At 69.5% G+C, this 21,773-nt stretch carries 14 protein-coding genes; 8 read left to right on the top strand and 6 right to left on the bottom strand.

Translation table 11 applies throughout. The features are described 5' to 3' along the window. Positions 1 to 87: 87 nt before the first annotated feature. Together AC1DFR_RS10520 and ppsA are read left to right on the top strand one after the other, a co-directional pair. Positions 88 to 2,784 (top strand): cation-translocating P-type ATPase, encoded by a 2,697-nt coding sequence (locus AC1DFR_RS10520; RefSeq protein WP_476873280.1) that lies wholly within the window; start codon positions 88 to 90, stop codon positions 2,782 to 2,784. 58 nt (positions 2,785 to 2,842) lie between these two features. Next, positions 2,843 to 5,272, top strand: coding sequence for a phosphoenolpyruvate synthase (gene ppsA, locus AC1DFR_RS10515; RefSeq protein ID WP_476873279.1), 2,430 nt, complete (start codon positions 2,843 to 2,845; stop codon positions 5,270 to 5,272). On the opposite strand, the gene AC1DFR_RS10510 is transcribed toward ppsA, so the two are convergent. After that, entirely contained in the window at positions 5,273 to 7,192 is a 1,920-nt protein-coding gene (locus AC1DFR_RS10510) for a heavy metal translocating P-type ATPase (RefSeq protein ID WP_476873278.1), read from the bottom strand. Between the two features lie 214 nt (positions 7,193 to 7,406). Between AC1DFR_RS10510 and AC1DFR_RS10505 the strand changes: the two genes are divergently transcribed. From AC1DFR_RS10505 to AC1DFR_RS10495, 3 genes are all read left to right on the top strand, one after another. Beyond that, a complete protein-coding gene (locus tag AC1DFR_RS10505) occupies positions 7,407 to 8,498 on the top strand; it encodes an SDR family oxidoreductase (protein ID WP_476856167.1) in 1,092 nt (363 codons plus the stop codon). 63 nt (positions 8,499 to 8,561) lie between these two features. Beyond that, positions 8,562 to 9,638, top strand: a complete 1,077-nt coding sequence (locus AC1DFR_RS10500; protein WP_476873277.1) for a polysaccharide deacetylase family protein — start codon at positions 8,562 to 8,564, stop codon at positions 9,636 to 9,638. After that, on the top strand, positions 9,580 to 12,777 hold the full coding sequence (locus AC1DFR_RS10495; RefSeq protein WP_476873276.1) for an HAD family hydrolase: 3,198 nt from the start codon (positions 9,580 to 9,582) through the stop codon (positions 12,775 to 12,777). The genes AC1DFR_RS10500 and AC1DFR_RS10495 overlap by 59 nt, the downstream gene beginning before the upstream one ends. A 56-nt stretch (positions 12,778 to 12,833) precedes the next feature. Here the strand turns inward: AC1DFR_RS10495 and AC1DFR_RS10490 are convergent, their stop codons facing one another. After that, the gene (locus tag AC1DFR_RS10490) at positions 12,834 to 13,841 is read right to left on the bottom strand and encodes a zinc-dependent alcohol dehydrogenase family protein (protein WP_476849842.1); all 1,008 of its coding nucleotides are present in this window, start codon (positions 13,839 to 13,841) and stop codon (positions 12,834 to 12,836) included. 55 nt (positions 13,842 to 13,896) lie between these two features. Continuing rightward, on the bottom strand, positions 13,897 to 14,808 hold the full coding sequence (locus AC1DFR_RS10485; RefSeq protein ID WP_476873275.1) for a universal stress protein: 912 nt from the start codon (positions 14,806 to 14,808) through the stop codon (positions 13,897 to 13,899). Positions 14,809 to 14,985: 177 nt separating this feature from the next. On the opposite strand from AC1DFR_RS10485, the gene AC1DFR_RS10480 reads away from it, so the two are divergent. Beyond that, the gene (locus AC1DFR_RS10480; protein ID WP_230009007.1) at positions 14,986 to 15,969 is read left to right on the top strand and encodes a spermidine synthase; all 984 of its coding nucleotides are present in this window, start codon (positions 14,986 to 14,988) and stop codon (positions 15,967 to 15,969) included. A gap of 42 nt (positions 15,970 to 16,011) precedes the next feature. Here AC1DFR_RS10480 and AC1DFR_RS10475 read toward each other — a convergent pair whose 3' ends face one another. Continuing rightward, the gene (locus tag AC1DFR_RS10475; protein ID WP_476873274.1) at positions 16,012 to 16,929 is read right to left on the bottom strand and encodes a LysR family transcriptional regulator; all 918 of its coding nucleotides are present in this window, start codon (positions 16,927 to 16,929) and stop codon (positions 16,012 to 16,014) included. 131 nt (positions 16,930 to 17,060) lie between these two features. Here AC1DFR_RS10475 and AC1DFR_RS10470 point away from each other — a divergent pair, with 131 nt between their 5' ends. Next, the gene (locus AC1DFR_RS10470; protein WP_223914618.1) at positions 17,061 to 18,443 is read left to right on the top strand and encodes an MFS transporter; all 1,383 of its coding nucleotides are present in this window, start codon (positions 17,061 to 17,063) and stop codon (positions 18,441 to 18,443) included. Between the two features lie 78 nt (positions 18,444 to 18,521). Continuing rightward, positions 18,522 to 19,271 carry a 3-hydroxybutyrate dehydrogenase gene (locus AC1DFR_RS10465; protein ID WP_223914617.1) on the top strand — a complete coding sequence of 250 codons (750 nt, stop codon included), beginning with the start codon at positions 18,522 to 18,524 and terminating at the stop codon, positions 19,269 to 19,271. 98 nt (positions 19,272 to 19,369) lie between these two features. Here AC1DFR_RS10465 and AC1DFR_RS10460 read toward each other — a convergent pair whose 3' ends face one another. Next, positions 19,370 to 20,005 (bottom strand): LysE family translocator, encoded by a 636-nt coding sequence (locus AC1DFR_RS10460; protein WP_476873273.1) that lies wholly within the window; start codon positions 20,003 to 20,005, stop codon positions 19,370 to 19,372. Between the two features lie 64 nt (positions 20,006 to 20,069). Further along, positions 20,070 to 21,566, bottom strand: coding sequence for an amino acid permease (locus tag AC1DFR_RS10455; RefSeq protein WP_230007225.1), 1,497 nt, complete (start codon positions 21,564 to 21,566; stop codon positions 20,070 to 20,072). Positions 21,567 to 21,773: the final 207 nt, after the last annotated feature.

Genomic DNA, 21,773 nt, shown 5'->3' with positions numbered 1-21,773 from the left:
GAAAGTTCCGGCGATCCCGCAGCTGTCCGGCGATTTCGACGGCGGCGGCCGGCGGTCTGCAGTGCCCGTGAGGGGCGGAGCGCGGGGGTGAATCCCGGGCCGGGGCAGGACTCGCTGTCAGCCGTCGCCGGACTCAGCGCCGACGAAGCTGCCCGGCGGTTGAAGCAATTCGGTGCCAACAAACTGCCCGAGCCCCGTCCGGTCCCCGGCTGGCGAAGGCTCTTGGCTGAGCTGACCCATTTCTTCGCGATCATGCTCTGGGTGGCGGCCATCTTCGCGATCATTGCCGGCATGCCGGAACTGGGCATCGCCATCGTGGCGGTGATCCTGGTCAACGGGGTGTTCGCCTACATCCAGCAGGAGCGGGCCCAGCATGCCGCCGCCAAGCTCCGCGAACTGCTCCCGGCCATGGTGTCAGTCCGCCGGGACGGCCGCGTCATCAAGGTCCACTCCACCGAACTGGTGCCGGACGACGTCGTGGTGCTGGTGGCCGGCGACCGCGTTCCGGCGGACCTCCGGCTGGCCCTGGCCACCGGCTGCGAGGTGGACGAGTCCATGCTCACGGGCGAAAGCGAGGCAGTCGCCAAAACCCCCGGCGACACCGCCTTCGGCGGGACCTTCCTGGTCAACGGGCACGCCGAAGGCGTGGTCTCGGTGACGGGCGGCCAGACCCGGCTCGCGGAGATCGCATCCCTGACAGGTAAAGTCGAAGCCCCCACCAGCCCGCTGTCGCTGGAACTGCAAAGAATCGTCCGCATCACCGCCACCATGGCCCTGGGCATCGGCGCCCTGTTCTTCGTCCTCTCGCTCGTGATTGGCATTTCCTGGCGCGACGCCTTCCTGTTCGCCATCGGGGTGGCCGTCGCGCTGGTCCCCGAGGGCCTGCTGCCGACCGTCACGCTCTCCCTGGCCGTCGGCGCGCAGCGCATGTCCAGGCGCAACGCCCTCGTGCGCAACCTCCAAGCCGTGGAGACCCTCGGCTCCACGACCTTCATCTGCACCGACAAGACCGGAACCCTGACGCAGAACCGGATGAACGTCGTCGAGGTCTGGACCCCGGCCGGGCTGCTGACCATCAATGGCCAGGGCTACGGCCCCGAAGCCGAGATGACGGGCGGCGGCCTTCAAGAAGCCCGGCGGCTCAGCGTCGCTGCCCGCGCCGCCTCGGTGGGGCGCGCCGTCCTCCACGAAGACCGCTGGATAGCCGAGGGGGACCCGATGGAGGCGGCCATCGACGCGCTCGCCGTCCGCCTCGCCCTTCCGGGTGAGCAGCCGGAATGGCCGACGCCGTCGCACCGGTTCGCGTTCGACTCCCGCCGGCTGCGGGAGTCGGCAATCGTCGGCACCGCCCTCTTCGTGAAGGGGGCCCCGGAGTCCGTGATTCCGCTGTGTCTGGCCACCGGAGGCGGGGCTTCTGATCCCGGCTCGAACCGCGCAATGGACATGGTTGACGAGATGGCCGCCCGTGGCCTGCGGGTACTCGCCGTCGCCCAGCGCAGCCTGCCCGGGCCGCCCGGCGCCGCGTTCAAGCTGGAGGACGTCGAGGCCGGGCTGACGCTGCTGGGCCTGATGGGCCTGCACGATCCTCCCCGGACCGAGGTGAAAGTGGCACTCCAAGCGGCCCGCGACGCAGGAATCAAAGTGGCGATGGTGACAGGCGACCACGCCTTCACCGCCGCCGCCATCGCCCGGGAGACGGGGCTGCTCGGCCCCACGGAAACCGTGCTGCAGGGAGGGGACCTGCCCGGCGATGACGCCGTCCTGGCCGCACTGCTGGACTGCGACGGAGTGGTGGTCAGCCGGGTGACGCCGGAACAGAAGCTCCGCGTGGCCCGGCTCCTGCAGGGCCGCGGGCATGTCCTGGCCATGACCGGCGACGGCGTCAACGACGGCCCGGCGCTGCAGCAGGCCGACATCGGGGTCGCGATGGGACGCAGCGGCACCGACGTCGCCCGTGAGGCCGCCGACCTCGTGCTGCTGGACGACGACTTCGCCACGATCATGGCCGCGGTGGAGCAGGGCCGTGCCACCTACGCGAACATCCGGCGCTTCCTGACGTACCACCTGACGGACAACGTCGCCGAGCTCACGCCCTTCGTCATCTGGGCCTTGTCCGGCGGCCACTTCCCACTGGCGCTGGGCGTGCTGCAGATCCTCGCCCTGGACATCGGCACCGACCTGCTGCCCGCCCTGGCCCTGGGCAGCGAGGCGCCAAGCAAGGGGACGCTGAAGCGGCCGCCCGAGCGCCGGCACCTGATGGACCGCGCCCTCATGTTTCGGGTGTTTGGGCTGCTGGGACCGGTCGAGGCGCTGATGGAGATGACGGCGTATACGGTGGTTCTGCTCGGTGCGGGGTGGCGGCCCGGCGCCGAGCTGCCGGCTAGCGACGTGCTCCTGGCGGCGTCGGGCGCGGCCTTCACCACGGTTGTCCTGGCCCAGCTGGCGAACGCCTTCGCCTGCCGCAGCGCCACCGTCCCGCCCTGGCGGCTGGGCTGGTTTACCAACAAGCTGCTGCTGTGGGCCGTGCTGGCCGAGCTGGGGCTGCTGTGCGTGTTCCTGTTCCTCGGGCCGTTGGCGGCGCTGCTGGGCCACGCGCCGCCGACGCCGGGAGGCCTGGCGGTGGCGCTGGCCGCCGTCCCTGCCGTCCTGCTCGCCGACTGGCTGTACAAGATCGTCCGCCGCCGGGCTGGTTCCGCCGGCGGCGCCGGGCCCGGCGCGGGAACAGGAGGCTTTCCCCCAGGCGGCACAGTAGCCGGCGGCGGCGCGCGGGTCCAAAGCCCCTGACCCCGGGACACCGGTCCCGCGCAGTATGGGTCCACCGACAATCCGCAGGAGTACTGACATGGCTGAATCGCCCGTGATGTGGTTTGACGAGATCGGCATGGCCGACGTCCCGCGGGTCGGCGGGAAGAACGCCTCGCTCGGCGAGCTCATCCGGACCCTCCAACGCGAGGGGATACGGGTTCCTGACGGGTTCGCCACCACAGCCGCCGCGTACCGCTCGTTCGTCGTGGCTAACGGGATCGACGCCGCCATGCGATCGCGTATTGCCGCCTACCGGGCCGGGGACGCCACGCTGCGCGCCACCGGCGAGGCCATCCGGGACCTGTTCCTGGCCAGCGAGTTCCCCGGCGACATCGCCGAAGCCATCCGCGCCCACTACCGGACGCTGGGGGACCGGGCCGGCATGGACCGGCTCGCCGTGGCGGTGCGCAGCAGCGCGACGGCGGAGGATCTCCCGGACGCGAGCTTCGCCGGGCAGCAGGAGACCTTCCTGAACATTGCGGGTGAGCGGGAACTGCTGGACGCCTGCCGCCGCTGTTACGCCTCACTCTTCACGGACCGGGCCATCAGCTACCGCGAGGTCAAGGGCTTCGACCACATGGACGTCGCCCTCTCGATCGGCGTCCAGCGGATGGTGCGCTCCGACGTCGGGGCATCCGGGGTGATGTTCTCCATCGATACCGACTCGGGCTTTCCCCGCGCCGCCGTCATCAGCGCGGCCTGGGGCCTCGGCGAAACAGTCGTCCAGGGCACCATCAATCCGGACAAGTACCTGGTCTTCAAGCCGCTCCTGACAGAGTCCGCGGCCGCGGAGGGCATCACCCCGATCATCGAGAAATCCCTCGGCTCCAAGGCCCGGAAGATGGTCTACAGCCGCGGCGGGAGCGCCCGCACCCGGATGGTGGACACCTCGGAGGCCGAGCGCCGGGCCTTCGTGCTGGGCGACGCCGAGATCCTCGCCCTCGCCCGCTGGGCCGTCACGGTCGAAAACCACTACGGCCGGCCCATGGACATGGAATGGGCCCGGGACGGCGAGACCGGGGAACTCTTCATGGTCCAGGCCCGGCCCGAGACGGTCCAGTCACGCCGGACCGGGCCGCAGTTCACCATCCACCACCTGCTGGAACAGGGGCCTGTGCTCGCCACCGGATCGGCCATCGGCGACTCGATTGCGCACGGCACGGCCTGCGTCATCCGGACCGCGGCGGACATCGCGGCGTTCCGCGACGGCGCCATCCTCGTGACCGAAATGACCGACCCGGACTGGGTGCCCATCATGAAACGGGCAGCCGGGATCGTCACGGACCACGGCGGCCCCACGAGCCACGCGGCGATCGTCAGCCGCGAGCTGGGTGTCCCCGCCGTCGTCGGAACCGGCAACGCCACGGCCGTCCTGGCCGAGGGCCGGTCCGTGACGATCTCCTGCGCCGAAGGTGATCTGGGCCGGGTCTACGACGGCACCCTGGCGTTCGAAACCGAAGATGTGGACCTCGGCGCGCTGCCTGCGACGCGCACGGCCGTCATGGTCAACATCGCCAGCCCGGCCGCGGCCTTCCAGTGGTGGCGGCTGCCGGCGGACGGCGTCGGGCTTGCCCGGATGGAATTCATCATCAGCAGCCTGATCCGCGTCCATCCCATGGCGCTTGTCCACCCGGAACGGGTCACGGATCCCGCCGAGGCGCACCAGATCCGGGAGCTGGCGCAGGCCTATGCGGACCCGGCCGAGTACTTCGTGGACGCCTTGTCGCTGGGGATCGCCAAGATCGCCGCGCCGTATTATCCGCGCCCCGTGATTGTCCGGCTCAGCGACTTCAAGACCAACGAATACGCCCACCTGCTCGGCGGGGCCGCCTTCGAGGAACCGGAAGAGAATCCCATGCTCGGGTTCCGCGGCGCCTCGCGCTACTACGACCCCCGTTACCGTGAGGGGTTCGCGCTCGAATGCGCCGCGCTCAAACGGGTCCGCGAGAAGCTCGGGTTCACCAACGTGATTGTCATGGTGCCGTTTTGCCGCACGCCGCAGGAGGCGGACAAAGTCCTGGCCGTGATGGCCGAGCACGGTTTGGTCCGCGGCAGCAACGGGCTGCAGGTCTACATGATGTGCGAAATCCCATCCAACGTGGTCCTGGCCGAGAAGTTCGCGACGCGGTTCGACGGGTTCTCGATCGGCTCCAACGACCTCACCCAGCTGGTCCTGGGCGTGGACCGTGACTCCGGCCAGCTCGCGGCGCTCTTCGATGAGCGGGACGAGGCCGTGATGGCGATGATCAGCGAGGCCATCCGCAAGGCCCACGCCGCCGGGATCAAGATCGGCATTTGCGGGCAGGGACCGAGCAACCACCCGGAGTTCGCCGCGTTCCTGGTGCGCGAAGGGATCGACTCGATCTCCCTGAACCCGGACAGCTACCTCAAGACCGTGCCGCGGATCGCGGCAGCGGAGACAGAGTCAGCCGTCGCGGCAGCGGAGACAGAATCAGCCAGGAAATAGTCATCCCGGTAGCGGGGCCTGCCGCGCGCTTTCCCGGGACCGCACCGGGCTGGCGGCGCCGTGGCGGCCGGGGCCGAGTGAACGCAGGGCATTGAGGATCGTGGCGAGGTCCACCAGTTCCTGGGACAGGGCGCCGGCGATGGCCGGCACGTAGCCCGCGGCCGCGGCCAGCATGAGGGCCACGCTCAGGCCGATGCCGATCCAGATGCTCTGCAAGGCCACCTGCACGGTGCGTTGCCCGATCCGGACAGCGGTCCCCACCTTGGAGAGATCATCGAGGATGATCACGACGTCGGCCGACTCGCCGGCCGCCGTCGAGCCGCGGGCGCCCATGGCGATTCCGACGTCGGCGACCGCCAGGACGGGGGCATCGTTGACGCCGTCGCCGACCATCATGACCGGACGGTCCGGCAGCGACCTGATGGCCTCGACCTTGTCCCGCGGCAGGCACTCGGCGCGGACGTCGGTGAGCCCTGCCTCGTCCGCGATGTGCCGGGCCGTGGCGAGCGCGTCACCGGTCAGCATGACTGTTCGGCGTACGCCCAGGGCCTTGAGGTCGGCGAGGGTGCGGCGGGTCTCTTTGCGAATGGGATCGCTCATCACCAGGGCGCCCACGAATTTTCCGCCGGCACCGACGTAGATGGCGAGCTCGCCGCTGGCCAGCCCCGCCTCCACCACGCCGGACGCCCACTCTGCGACGAACGCGGGCTTGCCCACCACCACGTCCTGGCCGTCGAACCTGGCGCGGACCCCGTGGGTGGCGAATTCGGTGGCTTCGGTGGCGGCCGCGAAGGGCAGGGCCCGGTTCCGGGCGGCCTCCATCACCGAGGCGGCCAGGACATGCGAGGAATACTGTTCCGCGGACGCCGCCAACTGCAGGACCTCGTCCTCTGCGAGGGGCCCGGCGGTCCGGATACGCAGCAGGGACGGGCGGCCGTACGTGAGGGTTCCTGTCTTGTCGAAGGCGGCCGTCTTGATCCGGCTCAGCTGTTCCAGCACCCCGGCGTACTTGACGATGACACCGGAGTGCGCGGCGCGGCTCATGCCGCCGAGGAACGCCACCGGCGCTGCGATCAGCAGGGGGCACGGCGTGGCCACCACGAGGACCTCCGCGAAGCGTTCCGGGCTGCCGCTGATGATCCAGCCCACGGCGCCGAGCACGTACGCGAGGGCCGTGAACGGCACGGCATAGCGGTCAGCGAGCCGGACCATGGGCGCCTTGCTGTCCGCCGCCTCCTGCACGAGGGCGACGATCCGGCTGTACTGCGAATCCTCCATGCGCGCCGTGACCCGCATCCGGACCGCGGCCTCACCGTTCAGCGACCCGCTCATGAGCCCGTCCCCGGCGGACCGCTCCACCGGCAGGCTCTCCCCGGTGAGCGAGGACTCATCGAAAGAGCCGGACTCGGAGAGCAGGACGCCGTCCAGCGGGACCACCTCGCCGGGCCTGACCAGCAGGACGTCCCCGATCTCGACGTCGGCGGCCGCCACGTCCTCGTGTTGGCTCTCCGTTGGGGTTCCGGCTGTGTGGGTTCCGGCGGCGGCGGAGCCGTTGCGCTCCCGGTGGGCCGTCTGCGGGACGCGTTCGAGCAATGCGGTGAGTTCGCCCTTTGCCCTGCCGGCGGCGTAGTCCTCAAGGGCAGTGCCGCCCGCAAGCATGAGTACGACGATCATCGAGGCGACGTACTCGCCCACCAGCACGGTGCTGACGATTGCGGTGACGGCCAGGATGTCGATGCCGAACTGGCCGCCTGCGAGCCGGCGCGCCATCCCGACGGCGAGGTAGGCCGCCACAGCCAGGGCATAGACGCTCGCAGCAGCCCGGGCTATGCCTTCCTGCCCGGAGAACAGCAAGACCAGCACCGCCAGCAGGACGACGAGGGTCCCGGCCACGAGCGGATACCGGAGTACGAATTTCACGGATGTTCCGCCTTAGCTTCGTATCAGTTTTGGCGTCTCCCTGAATCCTACTGCGCGGCCGCGCCCGGCTTGCCGGGGACGGCCTCCCGGACCGTCCCCGGACCTCGGCATGAGAGGCTGGAAGAGCATCCGTCCCGATCAAGCGGGCCGGCGCGCAGGGACCCGATACATGCAATGGGCGCGGCGCAGCACAAGCGATGCCAGGAGGAATGACGTGCGAAGCAGTTCAGAGACCGTCGACACCCGGACCGCCCTGGTGGTGGGGGCAAGCGGAATTGCCGGATCCGCCCTGGTGGACAGGCTCGCCGAGGAGGGCTGGGACGTGGTGGGGCTCTCCCGCAATCCCCTTCGCCGCCGTGACGTGCGCCATGTGAGCGCGGACCTGACATCCGTGGAGAACCTGCGCGAGGCCCTGGCAGGTGTTTCGCCCACCCATGTGTTCTACACCGCCTGGTCCAGGCGGAAGACCGAACAAGAGAACATCGACACAAACGCGGGCATGCTGCGGAACGTCCTCGCCAGCCTCAACGGCAAGCCTGTGAAGCACGTCGCCCTCATGACCGGGCTGAAGCACTATCTGGGCCCGTTTGAAGCGTATGCGGCCGGGGAAATGCCGGACACCCCCTTTCGGGAGAGCGAGCCGAGGCTGCCGACGCCGAACTTCTACTACGCCCAGGAAGACGAGTTGTGGGCTGCGGCCGCGAAGCAGGGCTTTGGCTGGTCCGTGCACCGGGCGCATACGGTGATCGGACATGCGGTCGGGAACGCCATGAACATGGGGCTCACCCTCGCCGTTCAGGCATCCATCTGTAAGGAACTGGGCCAACCGTTCATCTTCCCGGGCTCCGAGACGCAGTGGAACAGCCTCACGGACATGACCGACAGCGGACTGCTGGCGGACCACATGATCTGGGCGGCCACAGCGGACAACGTTGGCGACCAGGCCTACAACATCGTCAACGGCGATGTCTTCCGCTGGCGGCGCATGTGGCCTGCGCTGGCCGACTACTTCGGGGTCGAGCCGGTAGGTTACAGCAACGAACCGCGGCCGTTGGAGCAGCAAATGCGCGGCATGGAAGGCGTGTGGTCGGCCATCGCCGCCCGCCATGGGCTGGCCGAACCCGACCTCGCTCAGGTCGCCTCCTGGTGGCACACGGACGGCGACCTGGGCCGGAACCTCGAGGTGGTCACGGACATGAGCAAGAGCCGGCTTGCCGGTTTCACCGGGTACCGCCGCACGGAAGACGCCTTCCTGCAGCTGTTCGACCGGTACCGTGCGGACGGCCTGATTCCGGCGGCCTCCTAGGCTGCGGCACGGGCGGGGCCTTTGAGCCCTAGCCTGCCGTAGTGCGTGGTGCCAAGGTGAAACATGGGGTCCATGACCGCGGGCCGCCGCCGGCTGTTGGTGATCGCGGCCGTGGTGGTTGCGCTGCTTCTGGCCGCCGGTACCGCGGTCGTGCTGCTTCAGGGGGCGCCGACGGCGTCACCGCCCCCATCTGCGCCCGTCACCGCCCCGGTATCCGGACCCGTCAGCGCAAGTGCCTCCGGGACCGCGCCCCCTGCCTCCCCGTCCCCTGAACCGACCTCGGCATCGCCGGCCCCGGACACCAGCGGGCCAGTTCCGGCCGAGCCGGTTCCCGTCCCCCCGCCGAGCCGGGCACCGACGGCTCCCGCTCCCGTGCCCCCCGCGGCGCGGTTCCCCGCCGCGCTCGCCGGCCACGACGTCGAGACCATCCCGGGCGCCGGAACCGTAGTGGCCCTGACCTTTGACGCCGGCGCCAACGCTGCCGGACTGCCGAGCATCCTGCAGAGTCTCGCCGCCGCGGACGTGCGGGCCACGTTCTTCCTTACCGGCCGCTGGGCCGCCGCGAACCCCGGAGGCGTGGCGGCGATCGTCGCCGGCGGGCACCGGGTGGGCAACCATTCCATGACCCATCCGGCATTCACCGGGCTGCCCGACGCCGGCATCAAGGACCAGGTCGGATCGGCCGAACAGGCCATCCGGGCGGCCGGGGCTGACCCGCGGCCGCTCTTCCGGTTTCCCCTCGGCGACCGCGACGCCAGGACCATCGCCACCGTCAACAACCTCGGCTACCTTCCGGTGCGCTGGAGCGTCGACACCCTGGGCTGGAAAGGCACCAGCGGCGGAGCGACGGCGCAGCTCGTCGCGGACCGCGTCCTGGCGGCCCTGCAGCCGGGGGAAATTGTCCTGATGCACATCGGCTCCAACCCCGACGACGGCACTACGCTTGACGCCGCTGCCCTGCCCCAGCTGATCAGCCGCATCCGCCAGGCCGGCTATGGCTTCACCACCCTCGACGCACTCCTGGGTAAGGGTGGGCCCAACGCCACTGTCGCGGCGCACCGATCGCTGATAGGACAGGGCCATGACGGAGTCGCCCACAGTTGCCGCCGCGCTGGCTCCCGTCGATGCCGTGATCTTTGACCTCGACGGCGTCGTGACCGATACCGGCGAGCTCCGCGCGGCAGCCTGGAAACAACTCTTTGACGACGTCATGACGGACCCCCGGCTTCCCGCGGACGCGAGGCGCGCGCCCTTCACGGACGATGACTTCGCACGCTGGATCGAGGGCCGGACCTGGGAGGACGGCGTGGCCGCATTCCTGGCCTCGCGCGGGGTCCCCATTCCCCGCGGCTCGCCCGCGGACGGCCCGGACGAGTGGACGGCGTTCGGACTCGCGCAGCGCCAGAACGGAACTTTCGAAGCCATGCTCGCGGGCCGGCCCGTGCCCGTTTTCCCCGGCACCGTGGCGCTGCTTGAGCGGCTCCGGGCCGGGCGGATCCCCGTGGTCCTCGCCACCTCCAGCCGGAACGCCGCCGCGATCGTGGCCGCCGCGGGCCTTGGCGAGGTCTTTGACCACATCGTGGATGGCCAGACGGCCCTGGACCACGATGTCGCCGGAATGCCGGCGCCGGCTTTGGTCCTCGAAGCCGTGCGCCGGCTGGAGATCACCCCCGCCCGGGCCATGGTGATCGCGGACGCCGCAGCCGGCGTGGAAGCCGGGCGACGTGGGGGATTCGGGCTCGTGGTCGGCCTCGACCGGGCCGGGCGGCGGGCTGCGCTGGAAGCCGCGGGCGCCGACGTCGTGGTTGAAGACGTCAGCGAACTGGACATCGGGCTGGTCATTACGCACCCGTGGCTGCTGGTGTACGAGGGTTTCGATCCCGCCCACGAAGGGCACCGGGAGGCGCTGACCACGCTCGGCAACGGCTACCTCGCCACCCGCGGCGCCGCCCCGGAACACCGCGCGGGGGACGCCCATTATCCCGGCAGCTACCTTGCGGGCGTCTACAACAGCGTCGCGAGCGTCGTCCAGGGCGTAGAAACCGTGGATGAGCACATGGTTAACATCCCGGACTGGCTGCCGCTGGATGTCCGGGTGGGCGACGGTGCGTGGTGGTCCGGCGGCGGCCTGACGCTCCGCAGCGAGCGGCGCACCCTGGACCTCAAGCGGGCCCTGCTGAGCCGGGAAGCACTCGTGGCGGACGACGCCGGACGGCAGCTTCAGGTACTCCAGCGCCGGCTCGTGTCCATGGCCGAGCCCCACCTGGCCGCACTGGAAACCACGCTGACCGCCGTCGGGTGGAGCGGGTCCATCAGCATCCGCAGCGGGTGCGACACCGGCGTCACCAACTCCAACGTGCCCGAGGACGCCCAACTGGCCAACCGGCACCTGACAGGGGTGGCGGTTTCCTCGTCGGAATCTTCGTCGGAGAACGGTTCGGACGCTGCTGAGCTGACGGTTCAGGTGCAGACGTCCGGGAGCAGGATCGGGATCGCCCTGGCACTGCGGACCCGGATTTCCGGCGGCGGGGTGGCCGTCGGGGCCGGCGCAATTCCCGAGGTGGCAGGAGGGATGTACAGCCACCGCTTCGAGCTGCAGGTCACTGACGGCATCCCCGTCACGGTCACCAAGGCAGCGGCCGTCGCCACCTCCCGGGACCACGCCGTCGCCTCGCCGCTCTCGGGGGCGCTCGCGGTGCTGTCGCGCGCACCCCAGGAGTTCGACGCGCTGCTGGCGGACCACGACGCGGCATGGCGCCTGCTGCTGGCACCGTTCATCATCGAATCCGATGCCACGTCCCAGGCCCAGCTGATCCTGAACCTTCACGTTTTCCATCTGCTGCAGACACTCACCACCCACACAGCCGAGCTCGATGCCGGGGTCCCGGCCCGGGGGCTCCACGGCGAAGGCTACCGGGGGCACATCTTCTGGGACGAACTCTTCGTCTTGCCGGTCCTGAACTCCCGGCTGCCCGCGGTGGCCCGCGAGCTGATTGACTACCGCTGGCGGCGGCTGGGAACCGCGCGGGACGCGGCCCGGAAGGCCGGGCTGCGCGGCGCGCTTTTTCCGTGGCAGAGCGGCAGCGACGGCACCGAGCAGACACCCAAGTTCCTGTTCAACAAGCTCTCCGGGCACTGGATGCCGGACTACTCACGCCTGCAGCGGCATGTCGGACTGGCGGTCGCCTACAACGCCTGGCAGTACTTCGAAGCAACTCAGGACCGGGGCTGGCTGACCCGGCACGGCGCCGAGATTGTGGTGGACGTCGCCAGGCTGTTCGTCTCCCTGGCGGAGCACGACGCCGCCCAGGACCGGTTCCACATTAAGGGCGTCATGGGCCCGGATGAGTACCACACCGGCCACCCGGGCAACCCCGGCGGCGGCCTGGACGATAACGCCTACACCAACATCATGGCGGCCTGGGTGTTTGACCAGGCGGTCTGGATCATGCATTCAGTGCAGGGTTTCGACATGGAGGAACTCCGGGCACGGCTGGGGATCACGGGCACGGAAATCGACGCCTGGGCGCACCTGAGCCGGCGCATGTTCGTTCCCTTCCACGACGGCGGCATCATCAGCCAGTTCGACGGTTACGGCGCCCTGCGGGAACTCGACTGGAATCACTACCGCCGCGCCTACCGCAACATCGAACGGCTGGACCTGATTCTCGAAGCCGAAGGGGACAGCACCAACCACTATCGGCTGGCCAAACAGGCGGACGTCCTGATGCTCCTGTATGTCCTGGGCGAAGACCAGCTCCTGGGGTTCCTGCGCCGGATGGGCTACGACGTCGAGCCGGCGCAGATCGCGGCCACCGTGGACTTTTACCTGGCCCGGACCGCGCACGGCTCCACCCTTAGCCGGGTCACCCATGCCTCGGTGCTGGCGCAGCACGATCCGGAGCGGGCGTGGGCGACATTCCGGGAAGCCTTGGACACGGATCTGGACGATACCCAGGGCGGCACCACGCGCGCGGGCATCCATTTGGGCGCCATGGCAGGCTCGATCGACGTGGTCCAGCGCAGCTTCGCCGGGCTACGGATCACCCGGGACGCCTTGGACTTCACCCCGCGGCTGCCGGCCGAGCTGTCCCGGGTGGAGTTCCAGGTCCGCTACCGTGACCAGTTGCTGTCCGTGCACCTCGGGCCGGACCGGCTGCGGGTGTCCGCCGCCCCGGGGGACGCGGCTCCGGTGCTGGTGCGGGTGGGCGTCGAGAAGGTGCTGCTCCGGGCGGGCCAGGAGCACGAGTTCCGCCGGGACGCCGGGACGCCCGGCTGACGCGCCGAAGCGTGTCCCCGGCGTTGTCGTGGTGACTTGCTTGCGATGGTTCCGGGCTATGTCGTGTCCATGTGCAGCACGGCCGCTCCGGTGATCCGGTCCTCCGCCAGGTCCCGCAGGGCCCGGTCCGCGGCCTCGAACGGGTAGGCCACAGTGGTCGGGCGGAGCGGGATCTCGGCGGCGATCCGGAAGAACTCCTCGCCGTCGGCCCTGGTGTTGGCTGTGACACTGCGCAGCTGGCGCTCTTCGAAGAGCTCGTCGGCGTAGTGCAGCGGCGGAATATCGCTCAGGTGGATGCCCGCGACGGCGAGCGTCCCGCCGCGGTCCAGGGCCCGGAGCGCAACCGGCACCAGGCCGCCCGCGGGGGCGAAGAGGATCGCGGCATCCAGGGGATCGGGCGGTTGTTCCTCGGCCCCGCCCGCGAACGTCGCGCCGAGGTCCAGGGCCAGCGCGCGAGCCTGCGCGGACCGGGTCATGACGTACACGCGGGCACCCCGGTAGAGGGCGATTTGGGCCGCCAGATGCGCGGAGCCGCCGAACCCATAGATGCCCAGCCGTCCGCCGATCGGCAGTTCGGCCCGGGTCAGGGCCCGGTAGCCGATGATGCCTGCACACAGGAGCGGCGCAGCCTCCTCATCGCTGAACGTCTCCGGGATCCGGTAGGCGAAGTTCTCCGCCACGGTGATGAGCTCGGCGTACCCGCCGTCGCGGTCCCAGCCGGTAAACGTGGGGGACAGACAGAGGTTTTCCTGGCCGCGCAGGCAGAACCGGCAGGCGCCACAGGTGCCGCCCAGCCAGGCCACGCCCACCCGTTCGCCGATGCCGAACCTGGCGGCCCCCGGTCCCTGCCCGATCACCTCACCCACTACCTCGTGGCCCGGGATGACCCCGGCGTGCCGCGGCGTGAGGTCGCCCTCGGCCAGGTGCAAGTCCGTGCGGCACACACCGCAGACCCGCACTTTCAGCAGGACTTCACCGCGTCCCGGCACAGGATCCGGGCGGTCGGTGGCCACGAGGGGGCCGCTGGACATGGGCCCCGGAAGTCCAACTTGCCATGCTCGCACCGCGGCCTCCTTCTTTGCAGCGTCTGCAGGTCCGAATCGGTTGCGCTCGCGGCGGCTAGCGGGTGACCAGCACGTTGCAGCGCGCCTTGTGCAGCACGGCGGAGACCGTGTTGCCGGCTCCGGCCGCAGGGTTGTGGGTCCCGAGCACCAGGACGTCGGCGTCGTCCGCGGCGTCGAGGAGCTCCCGGGCCCCATGGCCCTCACGCAGGGCGCCGGTAACCTCCAGCCCGGGCGCCATCCCGCGGGCCTCGTCGATGGCGCGGTCGAGCAGCTCCTGGCCGTGGAGCAGGGCATGGCGGCCGTGCTCTTCCCGTGCCCCGCCGCGCAATGGATCGACGTGGACGAGGTGCAGCGGGGCGCCGAGGACTTTGGCCAACCGGATGGCCTCGGCCACCGTGGCGGGGCTGCGGGGCGAGGCATCGACTCCCACCACGACGGGGTGGGCCCGTCGGCGCGGGCGCCGGATTATCATCACCGGGCAGGGTGCCGAGCCGGCCAGATCGATGCAGACCGAGCCGGCCACCTGGCCCAGGACGGCGCCGAGGCCCCGGCTGCCCACTACCAGCAGCCGTGCGTCCCGGGAGGCGTCGCGCAGCACGGGTGCCGGGAGCCCGGCCTCCATGACGCCGTCGACGGCGGGGCCCCGAGGTTCCGGCTGTTGCCTGGTAACAACGCGCTCGGCCCCCAGCGGTGCGCCGCCGGCCGCTTCGCGGGCGGCGCCGCGTGCCAGCTCGATGCCCTCGGCGAGGACGGCTTCCGCGGAATGCCGCAGCCCGCTGCCGGCCACGCCCTTGACAGGGCCCAGGTTCTTGGTGAAAACCGGCCACACCCAGGCATGGATCACCAGGAGGTCCAGCCCGGCCGCGGCCGCGTATTCGGCCGCCCAGCGAACGGCGAGTTGGGCGGCCCCGGACCCGCCGTAACCGACCGCCACGGTGCCGCCCTGCTGCCCTGTGGGTGCCGACATTATTCCTCCCGGCTCGTCGGACGCACCCCTTCGCCCGGCACTATGTGCAGCCCCAGTAGAACCCTGCGGCCCGGGAATGTGTAGGGGCTTTGGTCCCGCGGGCTGGCGGCGCCCGGGGCCGCCTCCGGGGCCGCCGGTGAACTAGGGTTGAAACATGCACAATGCGGGGGATAGCTGATGGCCAAGCGGGGCAAAGGGCGGGGCGCCCAAACCGCCGGGCCGGGAGTGGTGGAAGTGCCCAAGGGTTCCCGCCCGGCCGGTCCTTTGGCCGGGGTGTACTACATCGATACCGGGGACTGCGAGCTGATCCCGGACCAGGACAATTCCACCGGCTGGCTCCTGCGCATCAACGGCGTCATGAGCTCGCACATTGACCTCGCGGACCCGTTGTTCCTCGACTTCGAGTACATGCGCTGGATGGCAGCCCTGGTGGAGTCGCGCTGGCCGCGGGAGCCTGGGCCCAAGCTGCGCGCCCTGCACCTTGGCGGGGGAGCATGCTCACTGGCGCGCTATTTCCACGCCGCGTACCCGGACGCCCGCCAGGTGGTGGTGGAGCTGGACGGCAAGCTGGCCGACTACGTCCGGGGCTGGTTCGACCTGCCCAAGGCGCCGTTGCTGCGCCTGCGCGTGGGAGAGGCCCGCGAGGTCACCGAGAGCCTGACCCCGCAGACCCGGGACCTGATCATCCGCGACGTCTTCGCCGGCTCGCTGACCCCGCGGCCGCTGACCACCCGGGAATTCATCGAGCACGCCAAGCGCGTCCTGGCCCCCGGCGGGATATATGTGGTCAACTCCGGCGACGCCCCGGACCTCAAGAATGCCCGCGAGGACGCCGCGACCATCGCCGACGCCTTTGCCTACACCGTGATCATCGCGGATCCGGCCATGCTGAAGGGCCGGCGCTACGGCAACATGGTCATGGCCGGCAGCGATGTCCCGTTCGACGACGACCCCGGCCTCGCGCGGCGCCTGCTCGGCGGTGCTGTGCCGGCCCACATCTGGAACGACGAAAAGGTGCGGGCGTTCGCGGCCGGCGCCGCCGTCCGGCATGACCCGAAGTCGCCCGTTCTCGCTGAGCCGGCCGCGGAACCGCCCGTTCTCGCTCAGCCGCCCGCCGAGCCCCTGGCTGGGCCCCGCGCAGGGACGCCGACTGCTCCGTAGCAGCCCCTTTGCGGCACTATATTTGCGGCACTATAGAGGCGGCTACGGAGCAATCGATGGGGCTGCTCCCCGGCCCAGCAGGGCATCGCGGTGCGCCGCGGTCTGCTCCCGCAGCGCCTGCACGAGCGCGGCCACCGCCGGCCGGCGCATCGAATCGGGCCGGAGCACCATCCAGTAGGGCAGCAGCTCCGCGAATTCATCCGGCAGAAGCCGGACCAGGTCCGGATGCAGGTCGGCCGCGAAACAGGGCAGGAACCCAATCCCGGCGCCGGCCCGGGTGGCCTCCACGTGGACGAAGACGTTGGTGGAGCTCAGCCCGTCCCGCATGGTGGGCACCAGCCGCCGCGGGGCGTCCAGATCGTCCACCTGCAGCATCGAATCGACGAAGTAGACCAGCGAGTGGGCCGTCAGTTCCTCCACGGTGGCCGGGGTGCCGTACTCGGCGAGGTAGCCGCGGGAGGCGTACATTCCCAGCATGTACTCGCCGAGCCGCGCGGCCTCTGCCCGGTGCACCTGCGGCTCGCCGACCACCACCTCGATGTCCAGGCCGGACCGCTGCTGGAGCGCCCGGCGCGTCACGGTGATGATCTCGACGCTGAGGCCGGGATGGTCGCGGCGGAGCCGGGCCACGGCCGGGGCGGCGATGTAGGCGCTGAATCCATCCGTCGCGGTCATCCGTACGACGCCGCTGATGGGGTCCGGGGTGTGCCCGGGCTGCTCCAGGGTGCGCACGGCGCTCTCGACCTGCTCGGCCACCCGAACGGCCTCGGCACCGAGCTCGGTGAGCTCCCAGCCTCCCGAGGCGCGGGAGAGCACGCGGCCGCCCAGCGCCTTCTCCAGCGCAGCGATCCGGCGGGAAACGGTGGTGTGGTTCAGTCCGAGCGTCTGTGCCGCCGTCGTGAATTTCGCCGAACGGGAGACTGCGAGCAGGACCAGCAGGTCATCGGGATTGGCGTTCATATCTGCAATTCTGCACATAGCGGGTGCTGGTTTGGCCATTGAATCGCCGTGGATGTGCGGCAATACTCAATGAAGCCATTTCAGTGCTGTGCGTCACAGCGCGTGTCACCGTGGACACTAAGGAGAACCAGATGAGCGTAAACGAACGCTCTGCAACAACCGCCGCAGCACCCGCATCCAAGGGTTCCGGGCTCAAGAAAATCGTCGCCGCATCGATGGTGGGAACCGTCGTCGAGTGGTACGAATTCTTCCTCTACGCCACCGCCGCCACCCTGGTGTTCGGCAAGTACTTCTTCCCCGCCACGGGCAACGAACTGGACGGCATCATCCAGGCGTTCCTGACCTACGCCGTCGGTTTCGTGGCCCGCCCCCTGGGCGGCATTGTCTTCGGCCAGATCGGCGACAAGCTCGGCCGCAAGCCCACCCTGCAGCTCACCATCATCATCATCGGTGTCTCCACCTTCCTGATGGGCTGCCTCCCTGGCTTCGCCACCCTCGGCTACCTGGCGCCGGCGCTGCTGGTCCTCCTGCGCTTCATCCAGGGCTTCGCCCTCGGCGGCGAATGGGGCGGCGCAGTCCTGCTCGTCGCCGAGCACAGCCCCAACAAGTCCCGTGGCTTCTGGTCCAGCTGGCCCCAGGCCGCCGTTCCCGTCGGCAACCTGCTGGCCACCCTGGTCCTGTTCATCATGTCCAACGTGCTCAGCTCCGCCGACTTCCTCAGCTGGGGCTGGCGGGTGGCGTTCTGGCTTTCCGCCGTGATCGTGTTCGTCGGTTACTACATCCGCACCCACGTCTCCGAATCGCCCATCTTCCTCGAGGCCAAGGCCCAGCTGGAAGAGGATCAGTCCGCCAGCTACGGCGTCCGCGAAGTCATCCGCAAATACCCCAAGGGCATCCTGCAGGCCATGGGGCTCCGGTTCGCGGAAAACATCATGTACTACCTCGTGGTCAGCTTCGCGATCGTCTACCTGAAGTCCGTGCACAAGTACGACACCTCCTCGCTGCTGCTGGCCCTGCTGATCGCCCACGTCGTCCACTTCCTGGTCATCCCGCAGGTCGGGCGCCTCGTGGACAGCTGGGGCCGGAAGCCGGTCTACCTCATCGGTGCCGTCACCGGTGCCACCTGGCCGTTCTTCGCCTTCCCGATGTTCGATACCCGCAACCCGGTGATCATCGTCCTGGCCGTCACGATCGGCCTGTGCCTGCACGCCTTCATGTATGCCGGCCAGCCGGCCCTCATGTCGGAGCTGTTCCCGACCCGGATGCGCTACGCCGGGGTCTCCCTTGGCTCGCAGGTCACCTCGATCTTCGCCGGTTCGCTGGCGCCGCTCCTGGCCACCCAGTGGCTCAAGGACACCGGCTCCTGGCTGCCCACCGCGATCTACCTGCTGGTCGCCTGCGCCATCACCACCGTCGCAGTGCTGAGCCTGAAGGAAACCAAGGGCATCGCGTTGGAGGACGTGGACCGGGCCGACGCCGAACGCGAAGGCCTGCCCGTAGCAGCCACCCGCTGAGCTGCTTGAGTTTTGGGCCGGCTCCAGCCACGCTGGAGCCGGCCGCCTCATCGAATTTTTGACACGGAAGGCTGAGTTATGGAAAACACGCTGAACGGACGCAAGGCCCTGGTCACCGGCGGCGCCGGCGGGATCGGCGCGGCGAGCGTCCGGGCCCTGGCGGCACGCGGGGCCAAAGTGGTGATCGCGGATAGGGACGAGGCCGCCGCCGCCGCGCTCGCCGACGAAATCGGCGGCACCGCGTGGGCCGTCAACCTGCTCGACGTCGAATCCCTCCAGACGCTCAGCCTGGACTGCGACATCCTGGTGAACAACGCCGGAATCCAGCGCATCAGCCCCATCGAGGAGTTCGATCCGGCCGACTTCCGCCGCATCATCACCCTCATGCTGGAGGCCCCGTTCCTGCTGATCCGGGCCGCGTTGCCGCACATGTACGCCAACAACTTCGGCCGCATCATCAACCTGTCCTCCGTGCACGGGCTCCGGGCCTCGCCGTTCAAGAGCGCCTATGTCTCGGCCAAGCACGGGCTCGAGGGCCTGAGCAAGGTGACGGCCCTCGAAGGCGGGGCGCACGGGGTCACCTCCAACTGCATCAACCCCGGCTACGTCCGCACGCCCCTGGTTGAATCGCAGATCGCGGACCAGGCCAAGGTGCACGGCATCCCGGAGTCCGAGGTGCTCGCCAAGATCATGCTGACCGAATCAGCGGTCAAGCGGCTCGTGGAGCCCGAGGAAGTGGCGTCCCTGGTGGCGTGGCTGGCATCCGACGACGCCGGCATGGTCACCGGCGCCAGCTACACGATGGACGGCGGCTGGTCCGCGCGGTAGCCCGTCGCCGCTCAAACCAACGCGGGGTCAGCTACGGCCCATTCAGAGGGCATTAATGGGCGCTAATTGACCCCGCGTTGTGCTGCTGGAGCAGCGTGCTAGTCCTTGGTGCCTGTCAGGGCCAGCGTGCCGCCCAGCCCGATCATCATCACGCCGCCGGTGGTGCTGAGAGCGGCGATCCGCCGGGGGGAGCGGGCAAACCAGTGCCGGGCCGTCCCGGCCGCGAGGGACCACGTGCTGTCCGAGACCAGGGCAATGAGCAGGAAGACCGCACCCAAGGTGGCGAGCTGCACGGGAATCGCTCCGGCCGAGTAGTCCACGAACTGGGGAAGCACGGCCACGAAGAACACAATCGACTTGGGGTTGGTCGCGCCGACGATGAAGCCCTCCCGGAGCACGCGCGCGGTCGAGGCCGGGTTCGAGGTCGACGCCCTCGCCGCTCCGCCGCCGCGGTGCCGGATCGCCTGGATCCCGAGGTAGACCAGATAGGCGGCGCCGGCGAATTTCACCACGCTGAACAGCAGCAGGGACTGCGCCAGCACCACGCCGACGCCCAGGGCCACGGCGGCGATCTGCACCACCTCTCCGGCCGCGTTTCCCAGAACGCTCAACAGCCCGCCCCTGCGTCCCAGGGCCAACGTCCGTCCGATCACGAACAGCACGCTGGGCCCCGGGATGGCGATGAGTACGAGGGCGGCAAGGGCAAAGGCCAAGAGGTTGGTGGCGGGGACCATGCCTGATCCTAACCCCGCGAGGGCCCGCCCGGGAGCGTCTTAATCCCTTGGGGGCGAGGCACCATCACCGCCCGGCGGGAACCTGCGGGAGCTGGGCGGTTTCGTCGACCAGTTCCGCCCGCGCCCGGCCGTGGCCGCGGACCCAGAGGCGGTAAGCGAGCACCAGGACGCCCAGCCAGGCGGCGCCCACGTACAGCGCCACCCGGGTGTCCTCGAAGGCACCCAGAATCACGATCACCAGGGCCATGAACGCGATCGTCAGTATGGAGGCGGCGGGCCACCACGGCGACGGGAACTCCGACGCCGGCAGGCACTTGCGGGCGATCTCGCGTTTCATGGCGACATGGGAGGCCAGGATCATGGCCCAGACCCAGACGGTCGCGAAGGTGGCGATCGAGGCGATCAGCAGGAAGACGTCTTCCGGGATCACGGCGTTCAGCACCACCCCCACCAGCAGGATGCCGGTCATCATTACCACGGTCATCCACGGCACCCCGTGACGGGAAACCTTGCCGAAGCTCGCCGGTGCGTGGCCCTGCCGGGCCAGGCCGAAGAGGATCCGGCCGGCGCCGAAGATGTCGCTGTTGACTGCCGAGAGCGCCGCCGTGATCACCACGGCGTTGAGGATGTGGGGTGCGGCGGGGATGCCCAGGCCGCTGAAGATCTGCACGAAGGGGCTGCCGTTGCTGCCAATTTCGTCCCACGGGAACAGGCTCATCAGCACGCCGAGGGTCAGCACATAGAACAGCAGGACCCGCACGGGCACGGTGTTGACGGCCTTGGGGATGACCTTTTTCGGATCGGCGGCCTCACCGGCGGTGATGCCGAGGGTCTCCACGCCGCCAAACGCGAACATCACCACGGCGAAGGAGGCAAGGAGTCCTTCGAATCCGTTCGGGAACAGGCCTCCGTGGTCCACGAGGTTGCCGAGCCCTGGTGCCACGGTGGCGCCGCCGGCCTGGAAACCGAAGACGATGATCGCCGCCCCGCCCGCGATCATGGCGATGATGGCCGCCACCTTGATCAGGGAGAACCAGAATTCCAGCTCGCCGAACACCTTGACGCTGAGCAGGTTCAGGGCAGCCAGGAAGAAGATGATGGCCAGGATCCAGACCCAGCGCTCCACGCCGGGGAACCAGAATCCCATGTAGATGCTGAACGCCGTGACATCCGCGATGGCCACGATCGCCATCTCAAAGACGTAGGTCCAGCCCGTCACGAACCCGGCCAGCGGTCCCAGGTAGCGGCTCGCGTACTGGCCGAAGGACCCGGACACCGGATGCCGCACCGCCATCTCGCCGAGGGCGCGCATCACCATGAAGACCGCGGCGCCGCCGATCATGTAGGCCAACAAGACGGCGGGCCCGGCCTTCTGGATGGCGGAGGCGGAGCCGTAGAACAGCCCCGTGCCGATCGCCGAGCCCAGCGCCATGAAGCGGATGTGGCGGACGTTGAGTCCCCGGCTGAGTACGGAGTCGACGGCTGCGCCGACGGCGGTGGCAGCGCTGCCGGTGCCGGCCTCGGCAGGAGCCGCCTTCGTAGCGGTTTGGGCTTGTTGCATGCGAATACCTTCTCGTCATTGGGAGGGGGATCGCCATCCAGCAGACCATGTCCGGCCTTGCTGTGAGGAGTCTCACGGGAACTTCGTGTCTTTGATTTCAGACTGTGCGGCGCCCCCGCGCGCGGAGCCGGCCGCCGCCGCCGTCGAACCCCAACCGGCGGGGGAGCGGCGAAAGAGCTTGACAACATGTCAGGATTTCTTCACATT

Source organism: Arthrobacter sp. 05T410 (genome assembly GCF_056396505.1).
The sequence above is the reverse complement of the archived record's forward strand: the minus strand, read 5'-3'. Positions and strand labels throughout refer to the sequence as shown.

Coding starts and splice junctions, on each gene's coding strand:
- ppsA (WP_476873279.1), top strand. CDS start 2,843: ATGGCTGAATCGCCCGTGATGTGGTTTGACGAGATCGGCATGGCCGAC.
- AC1DFR_RS10500 (WP_476873277.1), top strand. CDS start 8,562: ATGGGGTCCATGACCGCGGGCCGCCGCCGGCTGTTGGTGATCGCGGCC.
- AC1DFR_RS10495 (WP_476873276.1), top strand. CDS start 9,580: ATGACGGAGTCGCCCACAGTTGCCGCCGCGCTGGCTCCCGTCGATGCC.
- AC1DFR_RS10485 (WP_476873275.1), bottom strand. CDS start 14,808: ATGTCGGCACCCACAGGGCAGCAGGGCGGCACCGTGGCGGTCGGTTAC.
- AC1DFR_RS10480 (WP_230009007.1), top strand. CDS start 14,986: ATGGCCAAGCGGGGCAAAGGGCGGGGCGCCCAAACCGCCGGGCCGGGA.
- AC1DFR_RS10475 (WP_476873274.1), bottom strand. CDS start 16,929: ATGAACGCCAATCCCGATGACCTGCTGGTCCTGCTCGCAGTCTCCCGT.
- AC1DFR_RS10470 (WP_223914618.1), top strand. CDS start 17,061: ATGAGCGTAAACGAACGCTCTGCAACAACCGCCGCAGCACCCGCATCC.
- AC1DFR_RS10465 (WP_223914617.1), top strand. CDS start 18,522: ATGGAAAACACGCTGAACGGACGCAAGGCCCTGGTCACCGGCGGCGCC.
- AC1DFR_RS10460 (WP_476873273.1), bottom strand. CDS start 20,005: ATGGTCCCCGCCACCAACCTCTTGGCCTTTGCCCTTGCCGCCCTCGTA.
- AC1DFR_RS10455 (WP_230007225.1), bottom strand. CDS start 21,566: ATGCAACAAGCCCAAACCGCTACGAAGGCGGCTCCTGCCGAGGCCGGC.